The following is a 23,002-nucleotide window of genomic DNA, read 5'->3' as shown; positions in this document are numbered from 1 at the left end:
CAGGGGCTTCGCGGCCCCGTCCGCGGCGCTCCGACCGCCGCCCGCCCGCCCGCGCGCCGAGCGGCGAGGCGGAGGTCACATTTCCGCCCGGCGCAGCACTGCGGAGCGGTTCCGGACCGCGGCGGCCGGTGCCCCCTCCGCACCTCGGGCGGGGGCGGTCCGGCGGACGCGGGCGCCGCTTCGCGCCCCTCCCCGGCGCCGCCCCGGGGCCGGCGGGCGGGGCCGCCGCCTCCGGGGCGCGGGTGCTCCGGGGACCGGTCCCCGCTCCGGGGCCGGCGCCGGGTCACCGGGTCACAGCCGCCCGCCCTCGGCGAAGCGCTGCAGGAAGCGGCGGGTGCGCGGGTGCTCCGGGGCGTCGAGGACCTGCTCCGGCGGGCCCTGCTCCAGGATGCGGCCGCCGTCGAGGAAGCAGACCCGGTCGGCGACGCTCCGGGCGAAGCCCATCTCGTGCGTGGCGAGCAGCATGGTCATCCCGTCGGCGCGCAGGCTCTGCACCAGGGTGAGGACCTCGCCGACCAGCTCCGGGTCGAGGGCGGAGGTGACCTCGTCCAGCAGCAGCAGGCGGGGCGTGTTGACCAGTGCCCTGACGATCGCCGCCCGCTGCTGCTGGCCGCCGGAGAGCCGGTCGGGGTACTCGGAGGCCTTGTCGCTCAGGCCGACCCGGGCCAGCAGCTCCCGGGCCTGCTCCTCGGCCTCGGCCCGCGGGCGGCCGTGCACCCGGCGCGGGGCGAGGGTGATGTTGTCCACCACCGTCATGTGCGGGAACAGGTTGTAGGACTGGAAGACCATGCCGATCCGCCTGCGGACCCGGTCCGGGTCGACCCGGGGGTCGGTGATGTGCTCGCCGTCCAGGCGGATGCTGCCGTCGCTGATCGGCTCCAGCAGGTTGATACAGCGCAGCAGGGTCGATTTGCCCGACCCGGAGGCACCGATGAGCACCACGACCTCGTGCTCGGCGACGTCGAGGGTGAGCGAGCGCAGCACCGGGGAGCCGCCGAACTCCTTGCGGACCCCGTCCAGCGCGAGCAGCGGGGGGCGGTCGGCCCCGTCTGCGGGCGGGTTCGCGCCGCTCATCGCGCACCGTCCGCGGACTGGCGGCGGGCGGCGCGCACGGTGATCCGGTCGGTGACGGCGACCAAGGGGACGGCCATGAGGATGAAGAGCACTCCCGCGACGATGTAAGGGGTGAAGTTGTAGGTCTCGGCGGTGGCGATCTGCGCGGCGCGGATGGCGTCGATCGGCCCGGCCAGCGAGATGAGGCCGACGTCCTTCTGCAGCGCCACCATGTCGTTGAGCAGCGGCGGGGACACCCGCCGCACCGCCTGGGGCAGCACCACGTGCCGCATTGCCTGCCGGTAGGTGAGGCCGAGCGAGCGCGCCGCCGCGATCTGGCCGGGGTGGACCGACTCGATGCCGGCCCGGAACACCTCGGCGATGTAGGCGCCGTAGGTGACGACCAGCGCGATGCCGCCCAGGACCAGGACGCTGGGCGTGCCCTCCAGGCGCAGCCCCGGCACTCCGAAGGTCATCAGGTAGAGCACGATGATCAGCGGGGCGCCGCGGAACCCGTAGGTGTAACCGGTGGCCAGGGCGCGCAGCGGGAAGAACACCGGGCCTCGGAGGGTGCGCAGCACCGCGACGAGCAGGCCCAGGGCGAGCGCGCCGAGCGCGCAGAAGACGAGCAGCCTCAGGTTGAGCCAGAGCCCGGCCGCCACCTCTGGCAGCGCGTCGAGGGCCACGTCCGGGTCGAAGAAGGTCGCGCGGACCCGCTCCCAGCCGGGCGAGCCGAGCACGGCGGCGGCCAGCGCGACCCCGACGACCGCGGTGGAGGCCGCGGCGATCAGCACCGAGCGGACGGTCTGCCGGCGCAGGTAGGCCTCTCGCTCGCGCTGCAGCGGGCTGGGCCGGTACTCCTCCTCGGCCGGACCGGGGACCGGCGGGCCGCCCCCGGAGTCATGCCGGCGGGGGTCATCAAGGGGTGCGGTCATGACAGCTCGGGCACCTCGGCGGCCTCGGAGAGCCACTTCCGCTCCAGGTCGGCGAGGGTCCCGCTCCCGTGCAGCGCGTCGACGGCGGCGGTGACGCAGCCGGTGAGCGGCGAGTCCTTGTCCAGCACCAGGCCGAACTGCTCGCCGCCGCTCTCCAGCGGCGGGAGCTGCCCGACGATCTCGGCGTCCTCCAGCTCGGTGCCGGTGATGTAGAAGGCGGTGGGCAGGTCGACGACGAGCGCGCCGATCTGCTCGTTCTCCAGCGCCTTCTTGGCGTCGTCGTTGTTGTTGAAGACCTGGGGGTCGGTGTCCGGCCCGATGGCCTCGTCGATCGCGTCCAGGCTGGTGGTGCCGACCTGGGCGCCCAGGTCCGCCTTCTTCAGCTCCTCCAGCGACTCGGCGCCGGCCGCCTCGGAGCCGGCCATCGCGACGACGGTCTGCCGCACGTCGTAGTAGGGCGATGAGAAGTCGACCGCCTTGCGGCGCTCCTCGGTGATGGAGAACTGGTTGATGTCGAAGTCGTAGGGCTTCGGGCCGGGCTGGACGGCGTTGTTGAAGGTCACCGACTCCCAGACCACGTTCTCCTCTGCGTAGCCCAGCTCCTCGGCGACCGCGTAGGCGACCGCGGACTCGTAGCCCTCGCCGCTGGAGGGCTCGTCGGTGAACCACGGCGGGTAGGCGGGGGTGTCGGTGCCGATGGTGAGCACGCCCTCCTCCAGGGTGGGCAGCGCTCCGGGCTCGCAGGCGGCGGATCCCCCGCCGCCGTCCGCCCCGCCTCCGTCCTGCGGTGCGCACGCCGCGACCCCGGCGAGAACGGCGCCGGCGAGGGCGGCGTACCTCCGGGCCGACCGGAGCGGCCGACGGCCGCGGGAAGGGTTCACCTGGTCCAACTGGTCCTCCAGACCGGAACGGGGGATGGCGTGCGCCTCCGGCGAGCGGGGGCCGGAGCGCCCGCCCGCCATATTATCCCCTGAAAAGATAGGAAATACCGCCCGGCCGGAACCCGCCTCCCTTGCGGGTCCCGACGAGAGCCGGCGGCGGGGGCGCCCCGCACATCGGCGGGCGCCGGACTTCCCGGACGGAGGGCGGTTAGGTTAGCCTAGGCTTCCATGAGTCAGCCCTACGCCTTCTCCCTCATCGAGGTCGTCCGCTCCGAACTCGTGACCCCGCTGATGGCGCGGGTCACCTTCGGCGGCGGGGACCTGCGGACCTTCACCTCGGTCTCCCCCGACCAGCAGGTGAAGCTCTTCTTCCCCCGGGAGGGGCAGGGCGCCCCGTCCGTTCCGCCGATGCCCGAGGACGGCGACGTGGGGCGCTGGCACGCCGCCTACCTGGCCATGCCGGACGACGTGCGCCCGTGGATGCGCAGCTACACGATCCGCGCCCACCGGCCGGAGGCGGCCGAGGTCGACATCGACTTCGTGCTGCACGGCGATTCCGGGCCGGCCTCGCGCTGGGCCGGGGCGGTCCGCCCCGGCGACGTGCTGGGCATGCTCGGCCCGGCGGCCGCCCGCTACCGCGAGCCCACCTCCGCGGAGGACTGGTGGCTGCTGGTCGGCGACGAGACCGCACTGCCCGCCATCGGCGCCCTGGTGGAGTCGCTGCCCGAGGGCACCCGCGCCCAGGTCTTCGCCGAGGTCCGGGACGCCGCCGAGGAGCAGCCCATCGCCCGCCCCGGCACCGACGTCACCTGGGTCCACCGGGGCTCCGTCCCGCCCGGCCGCGGCACCGGCCTGGCCGACGCGGTGCGCGGCGCCCGCCTCCCCTCCGGCCCCGGCTTCGCCTGGGTCGCCGGCGAGGCGTCCATGGTCCGCGCCGTCCGCCGCCTCCTGGTCGGCGAGCACGCCCTCCCCAAGAGCGCGGTCGCCTTCACCGGCTACTGGCGCCTCTCCACCACCCAGGACGCCCCGCCCACCGAGGAGGACCTCGCCGACGCCGCCGAGCAGCTGACCGAGGCCTGACCGCACCGCTCCTCCCCCGTTCCGCGGCACCGCCGCCCCGCGGCCGCTCAGGACGGCGGCCCGGCCGCCGCGGAGGAGCGGGCGACGGCGGGGCGGGCGGTCCTCAGCGGTCCGCCGCGGCCGCGATGACCCGGTCGATGTGCTGCGCCACCCGGTCGTGCAGGTCGAGGACGGGCAGGCGGAGCAGGGCGCCGGTCTCGGCCGCGATGCGGGAGTAGAGGCCGGTGATCGAGCGGAGGGCGCGGAGCTGGTCGGCCGGGTCGTAGCCGGCGAAGGCCGAGGGGATCTCGGAGCGGTAGGGCTCGGGCGCCCATTCGGCGATGCGGTGGCCGCCGTACCAGGTGTCCACCGCGCCGCCGGAGCGGGCGAAGGCGTTCCACTCCAGCATCCGGAGCAGCAGTTCCCCGGTCTCCACCAGGCGCGACGCGGCCGGCCACAGGTCTTGGCGGGCGATGTGGACGGGGATCTGGGTCGCCTCGAACCAGAACTCGCGCTGGTCGGTCTCGAACTCCTCTGCGTCCGGCGCGCTCCGATCGGGGGGACGGGGGTCGGAGGGCTCAAGGGCGCCGGCGGCCCCGGTCTCGTCCAGGTGGACCAGGTAGCCGCGCCGGTACAGCTCGTCCAGCCCGCCGGCGGCCATCCGCTCCAGGCGCTCGGGGCCGGCCAGGGTGAAGTCGGCCTTGCGCCCCTCGGCGAACACGGCCAGGCAGGTGGGCCAGTCCGGCTCGTCCTCGGCCTCGTTGTCGAGGTGGATCGCGACCAGCACCGGGGCGATCTCCTCCAGCCAGGCGTCCTCTCCGACCAGCTCGGCGGTGCCGGGGCCGATGAGCTCGATGTCGAGGTCGGAGTAGGCGTCGACGCGCCGCCCCCGCGCCCTCGACCCGGTCTGGACGACCGCGTGGACGCCGTCCCGGGCGGCGGCGAAGTCGACGATCCTCTTCAGCAGCTGTTCGGGGTTCTCCACCGCTCCACGCTAGCCCGGGGGGAGGCTCGCCCGCCGCTCCTTTTCCGCCCCTGCCTCGCCGAGGCCGCCGCCTCGGGCAGGGCGGCCGCGGAACCGCCCCGGCGCAGCCGCGCGGGGCCGCCCCGTCCACCGGCGCCACGGTCGGCCGGCGCCGCGCCCCGGTGCGCCGACCGGGGTCCGGCCCGGAACCGCCCCCTGACCTGTGCCGTCCTTCCGCACCGTTGCTAGCCTGCGCGGAGGCGGTCATCCGATGATCGGAAGGTCCGTCTCGGTATGCGGACGGGAACCGGGGAGCGGGTCCGCGGAGCGGCGGAGGACGGCATGGACATCGGATCGCTCGCGCTGCTGGCGGCCGCCGGGTTCGCGGCCGGCCTGGTCGGCTCGGTGGCCGGGCTGGCCTCCCTGTTCAGCTACCCCGCGCTGCTCGCGGTGGGGCTGCCGCCGATCGCCGCGAACGTCACCAACACCGTCGCCCTGTTCGCCAACACCGTCGGCTCCGCCGCCGGGTCGCGCGCGGAGCTGCGCGGGCAGCGCAAGCGCATCATCCGCTTCTGCGGGATCTCCGCGGCCGGCGGCGCCGTCGGCGCCTGGCTGCTGCTGACCACTGACGAGGAGACCTTCGAGCTGATCGTGCCCTGGCTGATCGCGCTGGGGTCGGTGCTACTGCTGGCCCGCGGCCCGTTCCGGCGGCTGACCGAGCGGCTCGCCGGGACGCGCGGCCCCCGGAGGCCGAACCCGCTGCCGCTGGCGGTCGCGGTGATGCTGGTCGGCGTCTACGCCGGCTACTTCGGCGCGGCCGCCGGGGTGCTGATGCTCGCGGTGCTCTCGGTCGCCCTGGACGAGTCGCTGGCGGTCACCAACGCCCTGAAGAACATCGTCACCGGCGGCTCCAACCTGGTCGCCGCCGTGGCGTACGCGCTGCTCGCCCCGGTGGACTGGGCCGCCGCGGCGGCGGTGGCCGCCGGGTGCCTGGCCGGCAGCCGGATCGGCCCGGCCATCGTCCGCCGCCTGCCGGAGCGGCCGCTGCGCATCGCGGTGGGCCTGGCCGGCCTGGGCCTGGCGGCGCAGCTCTTCCTCTCCGCCCTGCGCTGACCCCGGCGGGCCCGGCGGCGGGCGTTCTGCTCTGGGCAGATCGATCTTCCGCCCCCCGCGCTCTAGGCTCGCGCCATGACGTCTACATGGGACCCCGCGGCGGACGGTGTGCTGCGGCTGCCCTCGGGGCGGCTGGTGCGCGGGCGGGGGCTGCGCTACCCGCTTCCGGACGGCCCGCGCCCCGGGTTCGCCCTCTACCTGCTGGGCCACCGGCCTCCCGAGGTCGATTGGGAGAGCGGCTGGGTCCGCTGGCCCGACTTCTGGCTGCCCTCGGACCGGAAGGCGGCCGCCGCCGCGCTGCGCGAGGCGTGGGAGCGCGCCGCCGAGGAGCGGGTGGAGGTCGCCTGCAACGGCGGCAACGGGCGGACCGGGACCGCGCTGGCCTGCATCGCCGTGCTCGACGGGGTGCCGGCCGCCGAGGCGGTCGGCTACGTCCGCGAGCACTACAGGGCGCGCGCCGTGGAGACGCCCTGGCAGCGCCGGTTCGTCGCCCGCTTCCCCCGGATCGCCGGCGCGCCCTCCTGAGCCGGCCGGCCCGGGGCGCGGCGCCCCGGGCCGGCCGGCTCAGTCGAGTTCGGGGATGCGCGGGCCGTAGCGGTTGAAGAACCGCTTGTTGGCCTCGTCGCCGCCGGGGATGTTGGCCGACCGCCACAGCGGGAGCTCCAGCCCGGCCTCCTTGACCCGGTCGTGCACCGCCGCCAGCAGCAGGTTCCACAGGTAGGTGTTGGCCAGGCTGGACAGCGGGCCGGTGACCGGGGCGTTCTCCGGGTAGGAGGCGTCCCCGGGCCGGACCAGGGTGTCGATGACGTGGTCGGCCTCCTCGGCGAGGGTGCCGCCGGCCCGGCGCGGGGCCGCCGCCGAGCAGGCCCGCGAGGTGAACGCGACCACGGGGATGCCGCGCTCGCGGGCCGCGCGGGCCAGCTCCACCGGGTAGGGGTTGACCCCGGAGGTGGAGAAGACGAACAGCACGTCGCTCTCCTGGTAGCCGGTGTCGGCGAGGACCTCGGCGGCCAGACCGGTGCGGCGCTCGGCGGCGGTGGCCTCGGCGGCCCCGTGCAGCGGCAGCAGCTTCGGCGAGTAGACCGGTTTGACCGCGGCCAGCCCTCCGGCCCGGAAGAACGCCTCGGCCACCGCGATCATGGAGTGCCCCGACCCGGCGACCAGCAGCACCCCGCCGTCGCGGACCACCCGCTGCACCACCAGGTCGGCCACCGCGTGCAGGGCGGCGGCGTTCTCCTCCCCGACCTCGGCCAGGTGGCCGCGCATCCGGGCGCCGAAGCCCGCCTCCGCGGCGTCGGGTCCCTCGTGCACGGCGCCTTCCCCCTTCCGTTCCGGCCCCTGCGTCACAGCCACCCCTGCCCGGCCAGCCGCTCGCGCAGCGAGCGCGCCAGGCCGTCGCGGTCGAGGAAGTCGTCGACGGTGAGCACCACCGGTGCCAGGCCCTCCAGCTCTCCGGTGTGCATGCCCTGGGCGACGATCACGTCGGCGGCCGTTCCGCGCGCGGTGGTGATGTCGGTGTTCTCCACCTTGGCGGCGACGCCGAGGTCGCTCAGCGCCCCTTCCGCGGTCATCTTCAATATCAGGCTGGACCCCATGCCGACTCCGCAGACCGCCAGCACCACCAGGGGATCTGAACGCGTCATCCGCGCCTCTTCTCCGTGTTCTCCGCGAGTTCTCCCGCTCTGTCCTACCCGGAACGCGCCGGGGTTCGCACCCGGCGCGCGCCGCCCCGGGCCTAATCTCCGCCCGCCGCCCTCCCCTTCTCCTCCTGCTCTTTCTCCTTCTGCTCCTCCCGCTTCTCCTCCTCCCGGGCCTCCTCGGTGCGCCGCCTGCGCCGGTCCCGCACCGAGAGCCAGGCCAGCAGGGCGACGGTGAGCACGCCGATGAGGACCGGTGCCGCCCACACGCTCGGCACCACCGCGGCGATGCCGGCCAGCAGGAACACGATGGCGTACCAGTCGGCGTCGGCGAGGGTGGCCAGCTCCGGCGCGGTGTCGTCGAGCATCCCCCAGGTCACCGCCTGCCCGGCGGCCAGGATCAGGCCGTTGATCGCGCCGCCGAGCACGGCGCCGCGCCACCCGGCGACGGCGTTGCCGAACACGCCGCCCGCGCCGCCGCCGAAGAAGAGCATGATCATCGGCGGGACGAGGGTGAACCGTCCGGTGGCCGCGAAGACGCCCAGCAGCACCAGGAAGACGGCGGTACTGGCGACGAAGCCGAGCATCACCGCGGTCGGCGCGGCGGGGAAGACCGTGGGGATGTCCAGGGCCGGCCGGGAGCCGGGGACGAGCCGGTCGCTGACGCCCTTGAAGGCGGGCACGATCTCGGCGAGGAACATCCGCACCCCGTAGAGGAGGATGGCGATGCCCGCGGCGAACCGGAACGCGGCGATCACGCCCCAGGCCCAGGGGTCGATGTCCTCGCTGTAGGCGGCCGCGGCCTCGCGCACCACCTGCTGGTCGGCGAAGGCCATCGACACCAGCAGGATCAGGCCGATGACCAGCACCGTGCTGACGTTGACGTCCTTGAAGAAGGAGAGCCGCGCGGGCAGCCTCAGCTTCTCGGTGTTGTGCTTCGCCGGGTCGCCGAGCGGTCTGGCGGCCACCGCGGTGAGCAGCGCGAGCACCGAGGTGGTGTGGCCGAGGCCGAACTCGTCGCGCCCGGTGACCCTGCGCATGAACGGGGCGATCCACAACGGCTGCAGCGTCCAGTAGCAGGCGATCAGCACCGCGCCGGCCGGGACCAGCGTCCACTGCGGCAGGTCGCCGAAGGCCTCCACCAGGCAGGCGGTGATCACCACGCTGATCCAGAACATCAGGTGGCCGGTGAGGTAGACGTAGCGGGCGGCGGGGAAGAGCCGGACCAGCACCAGGTGCAGGAGGAACCCGAGGGTGATGATCAGCGCGACGCTGCCGCCGTGGGTCCCGAGGAACCCTTCGAGGTCGTTCCGGGCGGCGGGCGGCTCCGCGCCGACCGCGCTGGAGACGATGGTCTGGAAGTCGGTGAGCCCTCCGGTGAACAGCTCGATGCCGACGAAGAGGATGATGATGCCCAGCGTGGCCCGGATCGCCCCGCCGACCACCTCCTCCACCGGTTTGCGCTGCAGGAGCAGCCCCAGCAGCGTTATCAGTCCGATCAGAATGGCGACTTGGCCGAAGACGTTGTCGGCGATCCAGATGAGTACGGTTTGCACCGCGTCCATGAGGCGACTCCGCTGCCTTGGCTGCTCTGCCGGGCCGCGGGCGGGGCGCCCACTCCGCCCGGTGACGGATTCATAACCCTCCCCCGGAACGGTATCGAAGTGGCACCGGCCACATCACGGTTGCAGCGGCCGCCGCGCCGCCCGCGATGTTCTTGACTCCGGGGCCCGTCAGAGCGGCTGGTCTCCAGTGCCCGTTGCAACACCGCCCACCAGAGGACAGGAAGGGGTCGGCCGGCCGGTCGGGCGCGGCGCCCCACGGAGCGAAGGTTCAAGCGGGCAGCGAAGGCGGGAGGGGCACCGGCCGGTCGGTCCAGCACGGCACCTCACGGGGTGGGGTTCAGACCGGCGGCGACGGCGCAGGTAGGGGCGGGGCGAAGGCGGTCGCCCGAACGCGGCGCCCCACGGGGCGAGGCTTCAAGCAGGCAGCGACGGAGGGAGGGGGCGTCCCAGCTGGTCGGTCCGGCGCGGCGCCCCACGGGGCGAAGGTTCAAGCGGGCAGCGAGGGCGGCGGTGGGAACCGGCCGGTCGGTCGGGTGCAGCGTCTCGCGAGGCGGGGGTTCAAGCGGGCGGCGACGGCGCCGGTAGGGGCGGGGCGAGGGTGGTCGCCCGGGCGCGGCGCCCCACGGGGTCGGGGTTCAAGCGGGCGGCGAGGGCGACAGTGGGAACCGGCTGGTCAGTCGGGTGCGGCAGAGCAGGGAGGGGCGGTCGGGGCGGCGGGTTCGCCGTGCCCGCGTCGCCCGGGCGCCGAGGGCGGCCGCCTCCGAAACCGCTGCCCCTCTCCGACCTGGGTGAATACGCACGGTGATGGCGAGGAGGGGCGCCCTGCGCACCGCGAGAGCACCCCGGTGATTCCCGGGCGCGCATCCCGGCCCGGAACAGGCCCCAGAAGGCCCGAATCGCCCTGATCGGGCCGGCGATCGGGGGTTCGAGGCGCCCGCAAGGCCGCAAAGCAGGGGGCCGAAACCCGGGAAGAGCAGGGGCGGGGGCGAAATGCCGCTTTTGTTCTCCCGGAAGGCTCCGTTTGGCCACTCTGGGTAACCGACGAGGGGGTGGTGGGGCCCTCGGGGGCTACTACTCGCTGGTAGATGTAATCGGGGTGCTCTCGCGGTGCGCAGGGCACCCCCACCCCTGCCCGACCCCCGCCGCAAACCAGGCATAGGGGATAAGGCCCCCTGGCGGGTGCGGGCGAGCGGCCCGCCGCCCTCGCCGCCCGTCTGAACCTGCACTCCGCGAGGCGCCGCGCCCGACCGACCAGCCGGTCCCCACCACCGCCCTCGCCGCCCGTCTGAACCTCCGCCCCGCGAGACGCCGCACCCGACCGATCAGCCGGTCCCCTTTCCCGCCGTCGCCGCCCGCTTGAACCTTCGCTCCGTGGGGCGCCGCGCCCGACCGACCGGCCGGCCCCCTCCCCGCCGTCGCCGCCCGCTTGAACCTTGACCCCGTAGGGCGCCGCGCCCGACCGGCCAGCCGGCCGGCCGACCCCCTCCTGTCCTCTGGTGGGCGGTGTTGCAGCAGGCACTGGAGACCACCCGCTCTGAGAGGACCGCAGCGTCAAGATCATCGCCCTGGGGCGGTCTACCTCGGCGGGGTCAGCGGGTGCGGGCCATGGCGTCGGCGACCGCCCGTGCGCCGGGGGCGGATTCGGCGCGGAGGCCGGCCTCGACGCCGTCCCGGTCGGCGTCGGAGCGGTTCTGGCTCAGCTTCCACTTGGCCTCGACCCGCTCGATCAGCACCTCGACCCCGACGATGGCGCGCAGCTGCCCCTCGGTGAAGCGGCGCGGGGCGTCGTCGACGCTCCACGGCTCGTCCCGGCCGGCCTCGTACAGCTCGGTGAGCCGGCGGACCGCGTCCTCGGCCCAGGCCGGGTCGTCGTGCGCGACGAGCCGGCCGTGCAGGTGCGCGGTGACGTAGTTCCAGGTGGGGACGGTCCGGCCGTGCTCGCGCTTGGACGCGTACCAGGTCGGCGTCACGTAGGCGTCCGGGCCGCGCACGATGACCAGGGCGGGGACGCCGCCGCCGAGCCCTGCCCGCCACTGCGGGTTGTTCCGGGCCAGGTGGCCGAGGAGGCGGCCGTGCGGTCCGGGGTGCGGGTCGTGCACGAACGGGACCGGGGTGGCGTCGAACCCGTCCGCGGTGCAGGTGACCAGGTCCGCGGCGCCGGAGTCGCGGAGCAGTCCGGTGACCGCTCCCGGCTCCGGGGCCGCGAAGGCCTTGGGGATGTACATGCCGCTCCACCTCTGCCCATACGAACTAGTGCAATGATCTGATCACCACCGAACATACACCCGGAGCGGCGCAGGCCGCCATCCGGCCCATTGACCCAAGCGACCGATTGGTCGGAGACTGCGCGGAGAGTCGGGACCACCCCAACCGGCCATGGAGGCAGGCATGCCGGACGCCCCCACCCCTTCGACCTCCCCCTCCGCCCCGCTGGACGCCCTGATCGTCGGGGCCGGCTTCGCCGGCCTGTACATGCTGCACCGGCTGCGCGGCCTCGGCCTGCGCGCACTCGTCTTCGAGGCGGGCTCCGGCATCGGCGGCACCTGGTTCTGGAACCGCTACCCCGGCGCCCGCTGCGACGTGGAGAGCATCGACTACTCCTACTCCTTCTCCCCCGAACTGGAGCAGGAGTGGGAGTGGACGCACCGCTACCCCGACCAGGCCGAGATCCTGCGCTACATCGAGTCCGTCGCCGACCGCTTCGACCTGCACCGCGGCGTCCGGACCGGGACCCGGGTCACCGCGGCCGCCTTCGACGAGGCCGAGGCTGTGTGGCGGGTGCGCACCGAGGACGGGGCCGCCACCGCGGCCCGGCACCTGATCATGGCCACCGGCTGCCTGTCGGTGCCCAAGACCCCGGAGATCGACGGCCTGGACCGGTTCGGCGGCCGCCTGCTGCACACCGCCCGCTGGCCGCACGGGGGCGCGGACTTCACCGGGCGGCGGGTCGCCGTCATCGGGACCGGCTCCTCCGGCATCCAGTCCGTCCCGGTCATCGCCGAGCAGGCCGCGGCGCTCACCGTCTTCCAGCGCACCGCCAACTTCAGCCTGCCCGCGCGCAACGCCCCGCTCTCCCCGGAGGCGCTGGCCGAGGCCAGGCGCGGCTACCCCGAGCGGCGCAGACGGGCCCGCGCCTCGCACAACGGGGTGCCGATGCCCGAGCCGCAGGCCTCCGCCCTGGAGGCCACCGCCGCCGAGCGGGAGGCCGTCTACCGGGGGCACTGGGAGCGCGGCGGGCTGTTCGGCATCTTCCGCAGCTACACCGACGTGCTCACCGACGCCGAGGCCAACCGGACCGCCGCCGACTTCGTCCGGGACCGCATCCGGGAGACCGTCGCGGACCCGGAGGCGGCGGAGGCGCTCACCCCGCGCGGCCACCCCTTCGGCACCAAGCGGCCCTGCCTGGACACCGGCTACTACCAGGCGTTCAACCGGGACGGGGTGGACGTCATCGATCTGCGCGCCGAGCCGATCGAGCGGGTCACCCGGGAGGGGGTGCGCACCCGGGTGCGCGACCTGCCCTTCGACGACATCGTGCTGGCCACCGGGTTCGACGCGATGACCGGGGCGCTGGCCGCGGTGGACCTGCGCGGCCGGGGCGGCACCGGGCTGGGCGAGGCCTGGGCCGGCGGCTGGCGGAGCTACCTGGGGCTGGGCATGGCGGGCTTCCCGAACCTGTTCACCGTCACCGGGCCGGGCAGCCCGTCGGTGCTGAGCAACATGATGGTCTCCATCGAGCAGCACGTGGACTGGATCGCGGAGTGCATCGCGGCGCTGCGCGACCGCGGGGCCGCGGCGATCGAGCCGACCGCGCAGGCCCAGGAGGCCTGGACCGCGCACGTCGGCGAGGCCGCCGAGGCGACCCTGTTCCCCCGGGCCGACTCCTGGTACCTGGGCGCCAACGTCCCCGGCAAGCCCCGGGTGTTCATGCCCTACGTCGGCGGGGTGGGCCCCTACCGCGAGATCTGCTCCCAGGTCGCCGAGGACGGCTACGCCGGGTTCGCGATCACCTGAGGCCGGCGGCGGGTATCCCCCGTCAACGATCCGAGGCCGGCACCGGCGCTACATCGCGAAGATCCGGTCCGGGCGGATGAAGACCGCGCTGCGCACCTGCTCCTCCATCGCGCGGTCGTAGGCGTCCCAGTCGTCGTGGGTGCCCCCGGCGGCGGTGAAAACGTCGCGCAGCACCTCGCGCAGCCGGTCGGCGCCGATCCCCTCGCGGGGGTCGGCGTAGCCGATCAGGTCCACCGGGCCGCCCACACTGGCCCACGGGTACCCGGCCTGGAACACGATGGTCGCCTGCGGCCGGGCCCGCCACAGCCGCAGTTTGACGCTGCCGTCCGGGGTGGTGAAGGCGACCGACGGCTCCCCGGTGACCGGGTGCTCGGCGATGCCCGCCGCGACCACGCTGGATTGGACGGACCCGTCGGCGCGCACCGCGGAGACCACCCCGCGGTGCCCGCCCTCGTCGATGATCCGCTGCACGTCCGTGAGATCGGCCATGGGCCGAACCCTACACAGGGCGGCCCGGCCCTCCCCGGCGGCCGCGCCGCCCGGCCCTCCCGACCGTGCGCCATGTCTCGTCCTGCCCGCCGAGGGCCGGCGCCCTCCCGGAGCCGCAGGTGGGCGGGGGTGCGCCCGGCCGCGGGCGATCGGGGCGCGGACCGCCGGCCGGGCCTATGACGCAGTTCACTGAAGGAAACGATGCCAACTTCAGTTAACGGTGATTACTCTCGTTGGCGAGGGCCCTGCCGGACAGGGCCCGGACCCAACCGAGAGCACTCCGAAGAGAGGTTGCCCCCCATGGTCGACACCGCTCTCATCTACACCGGGCTCGCCGTCACGCTGGCCGGGGTCGCCGCGGTCTTCCTCTGCGGGATCGGCTACATCGTGTACCAGCTGGCCCAGGACCGGCTGGACCTGAAGGCCGGTGTCCCGCTGCCCGGGCAGGAGGGCGCCGCCGCCCCCGCTCCGGCCCCCGCCGAGGCGCAGGCCGCCGGCGCGGCGCGCCGGGAGGGCGAGCTCCAGCCCAGCGCCTGACCGGCCCCGGTGCGGCCGGGTCCGGCCGGGAGCGGCCCCGTTCCCGCCCGGACCCGGTGCGGGCGGGAGGCGCCCGTCAGCGGTCCGGGACGCCGGCCCTGTGCCGGAGGCGGGGTTCAGACCCCGGGGCGCGGCGGGGCCAGGGAGTCGGTGATCCGGACGCCGGTGGGCAGCCGGCGGCCCGGGGCCCGGCGGTCGCCGCCGCCCTGGACCATCTCCGCCAGTGCGGCGACCGCGCAGCGGCCCAGCTCCCCCGCGGGCGCGAGCACCGCGGTGATCGGCGGGCCGGGCAGGTCGGCCAGTGCGATGTCGTCGGCGGCGGCGACGCTGACGTCCTCGGGGACCCGCACCCCCATCCGGCCGAACTCGAACATCATGCCGAGCAGCAGCAGGCTGTTGTAGACCAGCACCGCGGTGCAGCCGGAGGCGGCGATCGCGCGCGCGGCGGCCGCCCCCTCGGCGAAGGCCGGGCGGACCGGGCCGTGCACCCGCACCCGCAGCCCCGACCGGGCCGCGTGCTCCACCAGCTCGTCGCGGCGGCGCCGGTCCATCCAGGACCCGGGCGGCCCGGCCAGGTAGGCGACGTCCCGGTGGCCCAGCTCCACCAGGCGGTCGTAGATCCGGCCCAGCCCGCCGGGGGTGTCCACGGTGAACGAGGTCAGCCCGGCGACGCGGCGGTTGATCGCCACCACCGGTTTGCGCCGGTGCACCTCCTTCAGCGCGGCCGCCGGGCTCATCGGCGAGAGCACCGCGAACCCGTCGACCTGCCCCTCCAGTTCGGCCAGGGCGGCGGCCTCGCGGGCCGCGTCGCCGCCGGTCACCGCGATGATCACCCGGCGGCCGCCCTCCGCGGCGAGGTCCTGGGCCGCGGTGGCGGTGGCGGCGTAGAACGGGTTGTCCAGGTCGGGGACGAGCAGCGCGAAGAACCCGGTGCGGCCGGTGATCAGCGCGCGGGCCGCGGGGTTGGCCCGGAACCCGAGGCTCTCGGCGGCGCCGCGCACCTTGGCCAGGGTGGCCGGGGCGACCATGTCCGGCCTGGACAGCGCCCGCGACACCGTCGACGCCGAGACGCCCGCCTCCCTGGCCACGTCGTCCAGCCTGACCACGTCGTCCGGACCCGCCACGCACGACTCCCCACCGCTCGAAGGACCGCCGGGGCGGCCCCGTGTGGACCGCGCCCCGGAACAGAGGCTACGCTGTTGCAAGCGATTGCAGAAGCGCTTGCAGATGTCTTCGCCGCTCAATGCCGTGAAAGATCCCCATCCGCCCGGACGGGCGGTGTTCTCCGAGGGGGGAAATGCTCCGCCGCGTCCCCATGGCGGCCCTGCTCATCCCGGGACTGGCCGTCCTGCTCTTCGCCTTCGGCTACCCGGTCGCGGCGACCCTGGCCTGGCCGCCCGACGGCGACCCGGCCACGGTCGCCCGGGAGACCGGGAGCCTGCTCACCGACCCCTACCTGCTCCCGGTCATCGCCCGCACGGTGCGCGTCTCGGTGCTCACCACCGCGATCTGCCTGCTGCTCGGTTTCCCGGTGGCCTACCTCATCTCCCGCGCCCCGGCCCGCTGGTCCGGCCGGCTGCTGGTGCTGGCGATCTTCCCGCTGCTGCTCAACACCGTGGTGCGCACCTACGGCTGGATCGTGGTGCTCGGCGGCAACGGCCTGATCAGCGAGGTCAGCGAGGCCCTGGGCCTGGGTCGGGTGCAGCTGCTCTACACCGAGACCGCGATCGTGCTCGGCCTGGTGCAGCTGTTCCTGCCGCTGATGATCCTGTCCTGCTACTCCAGCCTGTCCCAGCAGGACCGCCGACTGGAGGAGGCCGCGCGCGGCCTGGGCTCCTCCCCCGGGCGGGCGTTCCGCACCGTGGTGCTGCCGCTGGCGACGCCCGGCGCGCTGGTCGGCTGCACCCTGGTGTTCGCCGGCGCGGTCACCGCGTTCACCACCCCGCAGCTGCTCGGCGGCACCCGGGAGCGGCTGCTGTCCACTCTGCTCTACAGCCGGGTCAACGTCAGCCTGGACTGGCCCTCGGCCAGCGCGATCGCGCTGGTGATGACGGCCCTGGTGCTGGCGGTCAGCGCGCTGTCCGGCCGGCTCGGCAAGATCGGGAGCACCTCCTCATGATCGCGATGATCCGCACCCGCCCGCTGCTGTCGCTGCTCGCCGCGGCGGCGTTCACCCTGATGCTCGGCCCGGTGGTGATCCTCACCGGGGTCGCCTTCACCGCCGGCGAGACCCTGGCCTTCCCGCCGGAGGGGCTCTCGCTGCGCTGGTTCTCCGCCGCGCTGGACTACCCGCCGTTCATCGACGCGTTCGGCACCAGCCTGCTGGTCGCGGCGGTCTCCACGGTGCTGGCGCTGGCGCTGGGCGTCCCGGCGACGCTGGCGCTGAACCGGGGCCGCGTCCCCGGCCGCAAGGCGGTGGAGGGGCTGTTCTTCGCCCCGGTCATCGTCCCCGAGCTGGTGCTGAGCCTCGCCCTGTTCCAGCAGGTGATGGTGGGGATGCGGGTGACCGCGCTGGGGGCGCTGGTGGTCGGGCACACCGTGCTGCTGCTGCCCTACACCGTCCGGGTGGTGGGCGCCTCGCTGGCGCTGGCCGACCCCCGGTTGGAGGAGGCCGCGCGCGGGCTGGGCTCCGGCCCGGTGCGCACCTTCTTCACCGTGACGCTGCCGGTGATGGCGCCGGGCATCGTCTCGGCGACCATCCTGGCCTTCATCACCTCGCTGAACAACGTCCCGCTGTCCCTGCTGCTCACCGGGCCGGGCGTGGCGACGCTGCCGGTGGAGATGCTCAACTACGTCCAGTCCTCGTTCGATCCGGTGGTCGCGGCGGTCAGCGTGCTGCTGCTGGCGCTCAGCGTCGCGGTCGCGTTCGCCACCGAGCGCGTGGCCGGCTTCACCAAGGTCTTCGGCCGCTAGCGCCGCAGAAGGAGGCACCTGACATGACACCCGTCGTCGAACTCGACCGCGTCGGCCACCGCTTCGCCGCGAAGGGGGGCGCCGGCACCACCGCCGTCGCCGACCTGGACCTGGCCGTGCGCCGCGGGGAGTTCACCACCCTGCTCGGCCCCAGCGGCTGCGGCAAGACCACCACGCTGCGGATGATCGCGGGGTTCCTGCGCCCCACCTCCGGCCGGATCCTGCTGGAGGGCGCCGACGCCACCCGCACCCCGCCGGAGAAGCGCAACATCGGCATGGTCTTCCAGTCCTACGCGCTGTTCCCGCACATGACGCTGCTGGACAACGTGGGCTACGGGCTGCGCGCCCGCAAGGTGCCCGCCGCCGAGGCGCGCGAGCGCGCCGGGCAGGCGCTGGAGCTGGTCGGCCTCTCGCACGCGGCCGGCCGCAAGCCCGCCGAGCTGTCCGGCGGGCAGCAGCAGCGGGTGGCGCTGGCCCGCGCGGTGGCGATCCGCCCCTCGGTGCTGCTGCTGGACGAGCCGCTGTCCAACCTGGACGCGCGGCTGCGCGTGCAGATGCGCCGCGAGCTGCTGCAGGTGCAGCGCGAGACCGGGCTGACCGCGATCCTGGTCACCCACGACCAGGACGAGGCGCTGGAGCTGTCCGACACCATGGTCATCCTCAACGGCGGCCGGCTGGAGCAGCAGGGCGCGCCCCGGGACGTCTTCCCCCGCCCGGCCAGCAGGTTCGTCGCGGAGTTCCTCGGCTACGACAACTTCCCCGAGCTGCCCGGGCGCGGCCCGGCCACCATCCGCCCCGAGCACGTGCGGCTGCTGCCCGCCGGGGAGCGCGAGGACGGCGGCGACACCGGCCTGGACGGCACCGTCGCCGCGGTCACCTACCAGGGCGCCGGCTGCCTGGTGGAGGCGGGGATCGACGGCGCCGAGGGCCCCGGCTCCGCGGTGCGCTGCCTGCACCCCGCCGACGACCTGCGCCCCGGCGACCGGGTGCGGATCGTGCTGCCCGCCCGCCACCTGGTGGAGCTGCCCGCCGGGGAGCAGCGGTGAGCCGCGCGGGGCGGGGCGCCGCGGTGCTCGCCGGTGCGGTGGCCCTCACCGCGGCGGCCTCCTCCTGCGCCGCCGTCCGCGAGGACGACCCCGGCACCCTGGTGGTGAGCACCTTCTCGTTCGCCACCGAGGAGTTCATGCAGGTCGTCGGCGAGCCGTTCGAGGAGGAGACCGGCATCGAGGTGGTGCTGGACACCGGCACCAACGCCGGGCGCCTCACCAAGCTGCGGATCAACAAGGAGGCGCCCGACACCGACGTGGTGCTGATCTCCGACTACTACGCCCGGATCGGCGCGGACATGGGCCTGTTCGCCGAGGTGGACCCGGCCGACGTGCCCGCGATGGAGGGCATCCAGCCGTGGGCGGTGGACCCGGAAGGGTACGGTCCCGCCTACACCTTCCAGCTGCTGGGCATGCTCTACCGCACCGACATGGTGGAGGAGGCCCCCGACTCCTGGGACGACCTGGGCTCCGCGCCGGGCGGGTACGCGCTGCCCGACATCTCGGTCTCGGCCGGGCCGATGCTGGTGCTGGCCGCCGGCGAGCGGTACGGCTCCGGGCCGTCCGACCCCGATGCCGGGTTCGGGGCGCTGGCCGAGCGCGGGCCGGGGGCGCTGCAGTTCTACACCCGCTCCACCGAGCTGACCAGCCTGCTGGAGCGGGGCGAGGTGGCGATGGCGCCGGGCCTGGACAACTTCGCGATGGGCTCGGTGGAGGCCGGGCAGCCGGTGGGGTTCGCCGTGCCCGACGAGGGGCGGGTGATGACCGCCAACACCGTCCAGGTGGTCCGGGGCGCGCCCAACGAGGCCGGCGCGCTGGCCTTCGCCGACTTCCTGCTCCGCCCCGAGGTCCAGGAGGGCATCGCCGAGGCCATGTACGACAAGCCGGTCGCGGTGGAGGCCGACCCCACCCCGCTGATGGAGGAGGTCTCCGGCGAGGCCGCCGCGGACCCGGCCGGCAGCGGGTACCACCAGGGCGACCTGGAGATGATCGCCCGGGAGCGGTCGGCCTGGCTGGACCGCTTCACCGAGGAGGTGGCGCGATGAGCGCCCCGGTGCCGATCGTGATCGACTGCGACCCCGGCGTCGACGACGCCGTCGCGCTGCTGCTCGCGCTGGCCTCCCCGGAGCTGGAGGTGCGCGGGGTGAGCACGGTCGCCGGCAACGTGTCGCTGGCCGACGTGGACCGCAACGCCGCGCACGTGCTGGACCTGGCCGGGGCGCCGGCCGGCCTGCCGCTGGTCTCCGGGCTGGCCGGGCCGATCGCCCGCGCCGCGCGCATCCGCGACGAGCCGATGCACGGCGCCGGGGGGCTGGGCGGGCTGGTGCCGCAGGCCCCGCCGCGGCCCTTCTCCGCCGGGCACGCGGTGGACTGGCTGGCCGAGCGGGCGCTGGAGGAGCCGGGCGGGCTGACCCTGGTGGCGGTGGGGCCGCTGTCCAACGTGGCGGCGATGCTCGCCCGGCACCCGCAGGCCGGGCCGGCGCTGCGCGAGGTCGTGGTGATGGGCGGCGCCGCGTTCGTGCAGGGCAACGTCACCCCGGCGGCGGAGTTCAACTTCCACGCCGACCCGGAGGCCGCCCGGTACGTGCTGGAGTCGGGGGTGCCGGTGCGCGTCGTCGGCCTGGACGTCACCCGGGCCGCGCTGTTCCCGCTGGCCTCCGCGGAGCGCCTGGCGGAGCTGCCGGGCACCGCCGGGACCGCCGGCGGCCTGCTGCGCGACTTCGCCCTGCGCTACCGGGACCGGTTCGGGGTGCCCGCCGTGCCGGTGCACGACGCGCTCGCGGTCGCCGCGGTCTCCCACCCGGGCCTGCTCGGCTGGGAGGAGGGCACCGCCTCGGTGGAGTGCTCCGGCGAGCTCACCCGCGGCGCGCTCGTCGCCGACCTGCGCACCCCGGACCGGGAGCGGCGCGTCTCCATCGCCCGCACGGTGGACGCCGACGCCTTCGCCGCCCTGCTGACCGACCGGCTGGCCGGCTACGCCGGCGGGCCGCGGCACCGGTGACGCGCGGGCCGGGCGGTCCGCGCCGCTTCCGGCACAGGGCCGGGCCGCCCCGGCGCCGCCTTCGGCGGCGGACCGGGCGGGGCCGAGGAGGACCGGGGTACGGGCGTGCCGGGGGCACGCCGCGAAGCCGCCGCGTCCGGGCCGCGGCGGCGGCGGGACGACGACGGAACGACATCGCGGGGCGCAGGGGCGCCGCCGCGCACGGGAAGGGGAGACGACTCCGATGGAAACCGCCGACCTGCTCATCCGCGGGGGAAGCGTGGTGTCCGTGCACACCGGCGAGGTGTGGCGGGCCGACGTCGCCGTGGTCGGCGGCGCGATCCGCGCCGTGCTGCCGCCGGGGGCGCCCGTCCGGGCCCGGGAGGCGGTCGACGCCGGCGGGCTCATCGTCGCCCCCGGATACATCGACGCGCACATGCACATCGAGAGCTCGCTGCTGGCGCCGGCCGAGTTCGCCCGGGTCACGCTGGCCCGCGGCACCACCACGGTGCTGGCCGACGCGCACGAGATCGTCAACGTCGCCGGGCGCGAGGGCCAGGCGTGGATGATCGAGCAGGGCCGCGGCGCCCGGCAGACGATGCGCTGGGCGGTGCCGTCCTGCGTGCCGGCCCTGGACGGGTTCGAGACCGCGGGCGCCCGGCTGGACGAGGCCGACATCGACGAGATGCTCGGCTGGGAGGGCGTCACCACGCTGGGCGAGGTGATGGACTACCGCGCGGTGGTCTCCGGCGACCCGCGGATGCACGCGATCATCGCCGCCGCCCGGCGCAGGGGCGTCCGGCTGGACGGGCACTGCCCCGACCTGTCCGGCGCGGAGCTGGGCGAGTACCTGTGGGCCGGGATCGACTCCGACCACTGCAAGAACACCCCCGAGGTGGCGGTGGAGAAGGCCCGGCTGGGCATGCTGCTGATGCTGCAGGAGAAGTGCCTGACCCCCGAGGTGGTCGACGCGCTGCTCGCGCTGCCGGACCTGCCGGACTTCTGCCTGGTCACCGATGACATCGCGGTGGACGCGGTGCTGCGCACCGGGCACCTGGACCGGGTGGCGTCGGTGGCGCTGGAGCGGGGGCTGCCGCCGCTGGCGGTGCTGCGCGCCCTCACCCTGCGGCCGGCCCGGCGGCTGGGGCTGGACGACCGCGGCTCGGTCACCCCGGGCAAGCGCGCCGACCTGGTGCTGCTCCGCTCGCTCACCGACCCGGCGCCGGTGCTGGTGGTCGCCGGCGGCGAGGTCGTCGGCCGGGACGGCGCCCCGGTGGAGGGGCCCGGCCCGGTGCCCCGGCACCCGTTCGGCGGCTCGGTGCGGATCGGCCCGCCGAGCGCCGAGGCCGCCCGCTGGCGGGTCGACCTGCCCGACGGGGAGCACGCCTTCCGCGCGCTGCGGGTCAACGAGGTGGACACCTACACCGAGCCGGACGAGGTGGTGCTGCCGGTGCGCGGCGGCGCGGTGCTGTGGGAGGGCCGCACCGCGGTGGTCGCGGTCTTCGAGCGGCACACCGGCCGCGGCGGGGTGTCGTTCGCCCCGGTGGTCGGCCAGGAGCTGGGCCGCGGCGCGTTCGCCACCACCTACGCGCACGACAGCCACAACCTGACCGCGGTGGCGACGTCGGAGGCGGCGCTGCTGTCGGCGGCGGCCGACGTGGTCGGCTGGGGCGGCGGGATGCGGGTGGTCCGCGAGGGCGGCCCGGGGGCGGGGCTGCCGCTGCCGGTGGGCGGCGTGATGTCGGACCGCCCGGCGCCCGAGGTCGCCGAGGCGGCCGGCGCGGTCCGCGCCGAGCTGGCCGCCTGGGGCTGGCGCAACCGCAACGCGTTCATGAGCCTGTCCACGCTGACCCTGGCGGTCTCGCCCAGCGTCAAGATCACCGACAAGGGCCTGGTCCGGGTGGTGGACCGCGCCTGGGAGCCGGCCACGGCCCGCTGACCGGCCGGGCCCTGCCGGCTCCCGTCCTCCGGCAGGGCCCGGCCTCCTCTCCGCGCCCCGGCCGGCCGCTCCTCCCGGGGCGGCGGCCGCGCCCTGGAGGCCCGCGCCCCGGTCTCCGCCCCGGGCCCTGAAGGGCTCTCCCCTTCCCGGCGGGGCCGGCGGCGCTCCCGGGCGTAGGCGGCCGCGCCCCGGAGGCGCGCGGCCCGGCCCGCTAATGCTCCGGGCGGACCGCGTAGTCGCCCAGAACGGGTTCCAGGGCGCCGAACGCCGTCTCGGCGTCGGCGGCCACGGCCTTCGCGATCCCGGCGCCGTCCTGCCCGTCGAGGGTGCGGCGCAGGGTCTCCTCGAACAGCAGCCGCTGGACGCCGACGAGCTGGAGGGCGGCGACGCGCGGCATGATGTCGCCCGGTCCGGCGCCGGTCTCCTCGGCGAGGACGGCGGCCAGCCCCTTCTCCCGGTCGTCGTGGAACTCCCGCAGCCGCGCCACCAGCGCCGGGCTGTCCGCGATCATCCGGGCGAACTCCGGCCCGGAGAAGCCGATCACCGGGTCCTGCGCGGCCACCGCGGCCAGGTGCGCGCGGCGCAGCGCGGCCAGCGCGGACTCCCCCGGCTCCCGCTCCCGGACGGTCTCGGCGGGCAGCCGCACGAACACGTCGTGCATGTCGAGGGCGAGGTCCTCCTTGCGCGGGAAGTAGTTGGTGACCGTCATCTTGGCGACCTGCGCGGCGGACGCCACCTCGGCGATGGTCACGTTGTCGAAGCCGCGCTCCAGGAACAGCCTGGTCGCCTGGTCGGAGATGTTCTCCCTGGTCCTGCGCTTCTTCATGGCGCGCAGCCCGGTCGTCTCGGTGCTCATGCCGCCACTATACATAGGTC

22 protein-coding genes are annotated in these 23,002 nt (G+C 75.2%); 11 read left to right on the top strand and 11 right to left on the bottom strand.

Annotation, left to right across the window (positions count from 1 at the left end; all coding sequences use genetic code 11):
• Nucleotides 1–291: 291 nt before the first annotated feature.
• The 3 genes from D459_RS0110380 to D459_RS0110370 are packed head-to-tail and all read right to left on the bottom strand — an operon-like array spanning nt 292 to nt 2,950.
• Entirely contained in the window at nt 292–1,074 is a 783-nt protein-coding gene (locus D459_RS0110380; RefSeq protein WP_017592941.1) for an amino acid ABC transporter ATP-binding protein, read from the bottom strand.
• Nucleotides 1,071–1,988, bottom strand: coding sequence for an amino acid ABC transporter permease (locus D459_RS0110375; protein WP_017592940.1), 918 nt, complete (start codon nt 1,986–1,988; stop codon nt 1,071–1,073). Before D459_RS0110375 ends, D459_RS0110380 begins: the two co-directional genes overlap by 4 nt.
• Nucleotides 1,985–2,950 carry an ABC transporter substrate-binding protein gene (locus D459_RS0110370; RefSeq protein WP_020380119.1) on the bottom strand — a complete coding sequence of 322 codons (966 nt, stop codon included), beginning with the start codon at nt 2,948–2,950 and terminating at the stop codon, nt 1,985–1,987. The genes D459_RS0110375 and D459_RS0110370 overlap by 4 nt, the downstream gene beginning before the upstream one ends.
• 147 nt (nt 2,951–3,097) lie before the next feature.
• Here D459_RS0110370 and D459_RS0110365 point away from each other — a divergent pair, with 147 nt between their 5' ends.
• Nucleotides 3,098–3,949: a siderophore-interacting protein gene (locus tag D459_RS0110365; RefSeq protein WP_017592938.1), complete on the top strand. Its 852-nt coding sequence runs from the start codon at nt 3,098–3,100 to the stop codon at nt 3,947–3,949.
• A gap of 103 nt (nt 3,950–4,052) precedes the next feature.
• Here the strand turns inward: D459_RS0110365 and D459_RS31310 are convergent, their stop codons facing one another.
• The gene (locus tag D459_RS31310) at nt 4,053–4,913 is read right to left on the bottom strand and encodes an aminoglycoside 6-adenylyltransferase (protein WP_017592937.1); all 861 of its coding nucleotides are present in this window, start codon (nt 4,911–4,913) and stop codon (nt 4,053–4,055) included.
• A gap of 273 nt (nt 4,914–5,186) precedes the next feature.
• On the opposite strand from D459_RS31310, the gene D459_RS0110355 reads away from it, so the two are divergent.
• Both D459_RS0110355 and D459_RS0110350 read left to right on the top strand, forming a co-directional pair.
• Nucleotides 5,187–6,005 (top strand): sulfite exporter TauE/SafE family protein, encoded by an 819-nt coding sequence (locus D459_RS0110355; protein WP_017592936.1) that lies wholly within the window; start codon nt 5,187–5,189, stop codon nt 6,003–6,005.
• Between the two features lie 75 nt (nt 6,006–6,080).
• Complete coding sequence (locus tag D459_RS0110350) at nt 6,081–6,530, top strand: protein-tyrosine phosphatase family protein (protein ID WP_040709698.1); 450 nt, start codon at nt 6,081–6,083, stop codon at nt 6,528–6,530.
• A 39-nt stretch (nt 6,531–6,569) separates the two neighbouring features.
• Here the strand turns inward: D459_RS0110350 and D459_RS0110345 are convergent, their stop codons facing one another.
• The 4 genes from D459_RS0110345 to D459_RS0110330 all read right to left on the bottom strand — a co-directional run bounded on the left by D459_RS0110345 (nt 6,570) and on the right by D459_RS0110330 (nt 11,432).
• Nucleotides 6,570–7,316, bottom strand: a complete 747-nt coding sequence (locus tag D459_RS0110345; protein WP_017592934.1) for a sugar isomerase domain-containing protein — start codon at nt 7,314–7,316, stop codon at nt 6,570–6,572.
• A 32-nt stretch (nt 7,317–7,348) separates the two neighbouring features.
• Nucleotides 7,349–7,648: a PTS sugar transporter subunit IIB gene (locus D459_RS0110340; protein WP_081620515.1), complete on the bottom strand. Its 300-nt coding sequence runs from the start codon at nt 7,646–7,648 to the stop codon at nt 7,349–7,351.
• A gap of 92 nt (nt 7,649–7,740) precedes the next feature.
• The gene (locus tag D459_RS0110335) at nt 7,741–9,207 is read right to left on the bottom strand and encodes a PTS ascorbate transporter subunit IIC (RefSeq protein ID WP_017592932.1); all 1,467 of its coding nucleotides are present in this window, start codon (nt 9,205–9,207) and stop codon (nt 7,741–7,743) included.
• A 1,589-nt stretch (nt 9,208–10,796) separates the two neighbouring features.
• Entirely contained in the window at nt 10,797–11,432 is a 636-nt protein-coding gene (locus tag D459_RS0110330; protein ID WP_017592931.1) for an FMN-binding negative transcriptional regulator, read from the bottom strand.
• Between the two features lie 163 nt (nt 11,433–11,595).
• Between D459_RS0110330 and D459_RS0110325 the strand changes: the two genes are divergently transcribed.
• Nucleotides 11,596–13,221: a flavin-containing monooxygenase gene (locus D459_RS0110325; protein WP_017592930.1), complete on the top strand. Its 1,626-nt coding sequence runs from the start codon at nt 11,596–11,598 to the stop codon at nt 13,219–13,221.
• 48 nt (nt 13,222–13,269) lie between these two features.
• Here D459_RS0110325 and D459_RS0110320 read toward each other — a convergent pair whose 3' ends face one another.
• On the bottom strand, nt 13,270–13,710 hold the full coding sequence (locus tag D459_RS0110320) for a pyridoxamine 5'-phosphate oxidase family protein (RefSeq protein ID WP_017592929.1): 441 nt from the start codon (nt 13,708–13,710) through the stop codon (nt 13,270–13,272).
• Nucleotides 13,711–14,010: 300 nt separating this feature from the next.
• Between D459_RS0110320 and D459_RS0110315 the strand changes: the two genes are divergently transcribed.
• On the top strand, nt 14,011–14,247 hold the full coding sequence (locus D459_RS0110315) for a hypothetical protein (protein ID WP_017592928.1): 237 nt from the start codon (nt 14,011–14,013) through the stop codon (nt 14,245–14,247).
• A gap of 116 nt (nt 14,248–14,363) precedes the next feature.
• Here the strand turns inward: D459_RS0110315 and D459_RS0110310 are convergent, their stop codons facing one another.
• Complete coding sequence (locus D459_RS0110310; RefSeq protein WP_020380117.1) at nt 14,364–15,371, bottom strand: LacI family DNA-binding transcriptional regulator; 1,008 nt, start codon at nt 15,369–15,371, stop codon at nt 14,364–14,366.
• A 173-nt stretch (nt 15,372–15,544) separates the two neighbouring features.
• Between D459_RS0110310 and D459_RS0110305 the strand changes: the two genes are divergently transcribed.
• The 6 genes from D459_RS0110305 to D459_RS0110280 all read left to right on the top strand — a co-directional run bounded on the left by D459_RS0110305 (nt 15,545) and on the right by D459_RS0110280 (nt 22,126).
• Nucleotides 15,545–16,366: an ABC transporter permease gene (locus D459_RS0110305; RefSeq protein ID WP_017592926.1), complete on the top strand. Its 822-nt coding sequence runs from the start codon at nt 15,545–15,547 to the stop codon at nt 16,364–16,366.
• Nucleotides 16,363–17,160, top strand: coding sequence for an ABC transporter permease (locus tag D459_RS0110300; protein ID WP_017592925.1), 798 nt, complete (start codon nt 16,363–16,365; stop codon nt 17,158–17,160). Before D459_RS0110305 ends, D459_RS0110300 begins: the two co-directional genes overlap by 4 nt.
• Nucleotides 17,161–17,183: 23 nt before the next feature.
• Nucleotides 17,184–18,206 (top strand): ABC transporter ATP-binding protein, encoded by a 1,023-nt coding sequence (locus tag D459_RS0110295; RefSeq protein WP_017592924.1) that lies wholly within the window; start codon nt 17,184–17,186, stop codon nt 18,204–18,206.
• The gene (locus D459_RS0110290) at nt 18,203–19,252 is read left to right on the top strand and encodes an ABC transporter substrate-binding protein (protein WP_017592923.1); all 1,050 of its coding nucleotides are present in this window, start codon (nt 18,203–18,205) and stop codon (nt 19,250–19,252) included. The genes D459_RS0110295 and D459_RS0110290 overlap by 4 nt, the downstream gene beginning before the upstream one ends.
• Complete coding sequence (locus tag D459_RS0110285) at nt 19,249–20,208, top strand: nucleoside hydrolase (RefSeq protein WP_017592922.1); 960 nt, start codon at nt 19,249–19,251, stop codon at nt 20,206–20,208. Before D459_RS0110290 ends, D459_RS0110285 begins: the two co-directional genes overlap by 4 nt.
• Before the next feature lie 223 nt (nt 20,209–20,431).
• The gene (locus tag D459_RS0110280; protein WP_017592921.1) at nt 20,432–22,126 is read left to right on the top strand and encodes an adenine deaminase C-terminal domain-containing protein; all 1,695 of its coding nucleotides are present in this window, start codon (nt 20,432–20,434) and stop codon (nt 22,124–22,126) included.
• 211 nt (nt 22,127–22,337) lie between these two features.
• On the opposite strand, the gene D459_RS0110275 is transcribed toward D459_RS0110280, so the two are convergent.
• Nucleotides 22,338–22,982 carry a TetR/AcrR family transcriptional regulator gene (locus D459_RS0110275; protein ID WP_017592920.1) on the bottom strand — a complete coding sequence of 215 codons (645 nt, stop codon included), beginning with the start codon at nt 22,980–22,982 and terminating at the stop codon, nt 22,338–22,340.
• Nucleotides 22,983–23,002 lie beyond the last annotated feature (20 nt).

The organism is Nocardiopsis potens DSM 45234 (assembly GCF_000341105.1).
GTDB lineage: Bacteria > Actinomycetota > Actinomycetes > Streptosporangiales > Streptosporangiaceae > Nocardiopsis_A > Nocardiopsis_A potens.
This window is presented reverse-complemented; position numbering and strand designations above follow the sequence as displayed.

Bases quoted from the DNA above. Each gene is read 5' to 3' on its own strand.
- D459_RS0110380 (WP_017592941.1), bottom strand. From the start codon at position 1,074: ATGAGCGGCGCGAACCCGCCCGCAGACGGGGCCGACCGCCCCCCGCTG.
- D459_RS0110375 (WP_017592940.1), bottom strand. From the start codon at position 1,988: ATGACCGCACCCCTTGATGACCCCCGCCGGCATGACTCCGGGGGCGGC.
- D459_RS0110370 (WP_020380119.1), bottom strand. From the start codon at position 2,950: ATGGCGGGCGGGCGCTCCGGCCCCCGCTCGCCGGAGGCGCACGCCATC.
- D459_RS0110365 (WP_017592938.1), top strand. From the start codon at position 3,098: ATGAGTCAGCCCTACGCCTTCTCCCTCATCGAGGTCGTCCGCTCCGAA.
- D459_RS0110355 (WP_017592936.1), top strand. From the start codon at position 5,187: ATGCGGACGGGAACCGGGGAGCGGGTCCGCGGAGCGGCGGAGGACGGC.
- D459_RS0110350 (WP_040709698.1), top strand. From the start codon at position 6,081: ATGACGTCTACATGGGACCCCGCGGCGGACGGTGTGCTGCGGCTGCCC.
- D459_RS0110340 (WP_081620515.1), bottom strand. From the start codon at position 7,648: ATGACGCGTTCAGATCCCCTGGTGGTGCTGGCGGTCTGCGGAGTCGGC.
- D459_RS0110335 (WP_017592932.1), bottom strand. From the start codon at position 9,207: ATGGACGCGGTGCAAACCGTACTCATCTGGATCGCCGACAACGTCTTC.
- D459_RS0110330 (WP_017592931.1), bottom strand. From the start codon at position 11,432: ATGTACATCCCCAAGGCCTTCGCGGCCCCGGAGCCGGGAGCGGTCACC.
- D459_RS0110325 (WP_017592930.1), top strand. From the start codon at position 11,596: ATGCCGGACGCCCCCACCCCTTCGACCTCCCCCTCCGCCCCGCTGGAC.
- D459_RS0110320 (WP_017592929.1), bottom strand. From the start codon at position 13,710: ATGGCCGATCTCACGGACGTGCAGCGGATCATCGACGAGGGCGGGCAC.
- D459_RS0110315 (WP_017592928.1), top strand. From the start codon at position 14,011: ATGGTCGACACCGCTCTCATCTACACCGGGCTCGCCGTCACGCTGGCC.
- D459_RS0110305 (WP_017592926.1), top strand. From the start codon at position 15,545: ATGCTCCGCCGCGTCCCCATGGCGGCCCTGCTCATCCCGGGACTGGCC.
- D459_RS0110300 (WP_017592925.1), top strand. From the start codon at position 16,363: ATGATCGCGATGATCCGCACCCGCCCGCTGCTGTCGCTGCTCGCCGCG.
- D459_RS0110295 (WP_017592924.1), top strand. From the start codon at position 17,184: ATGACACCCGTCGTCGAACTCGACCGCGTCGGCCACCGCTTCGCCGCG.
- D459_RS0110285 (WP_017592922.1), top strand. From the start codon at position 19,249: ATGAGCGCCCCGGTGCCGATCGTGATCGACTGCGACCCCGGCGTCGAC.
- D459_RS0110280 (WP_017592921.1), top strand. From the start codon at position 20,432: ATGGAAACCGCCGACCTGCTCATCCGCGGGGGAAGCGTGGTGTCCGTG.
- D459_RS0110275 (WP_017592920.1), bottom strand. From the start codon at position 22,982: ATGAGCACCGAGACGACCGGGCTGCGCGCCATGAAGAAGCGCAGGACC.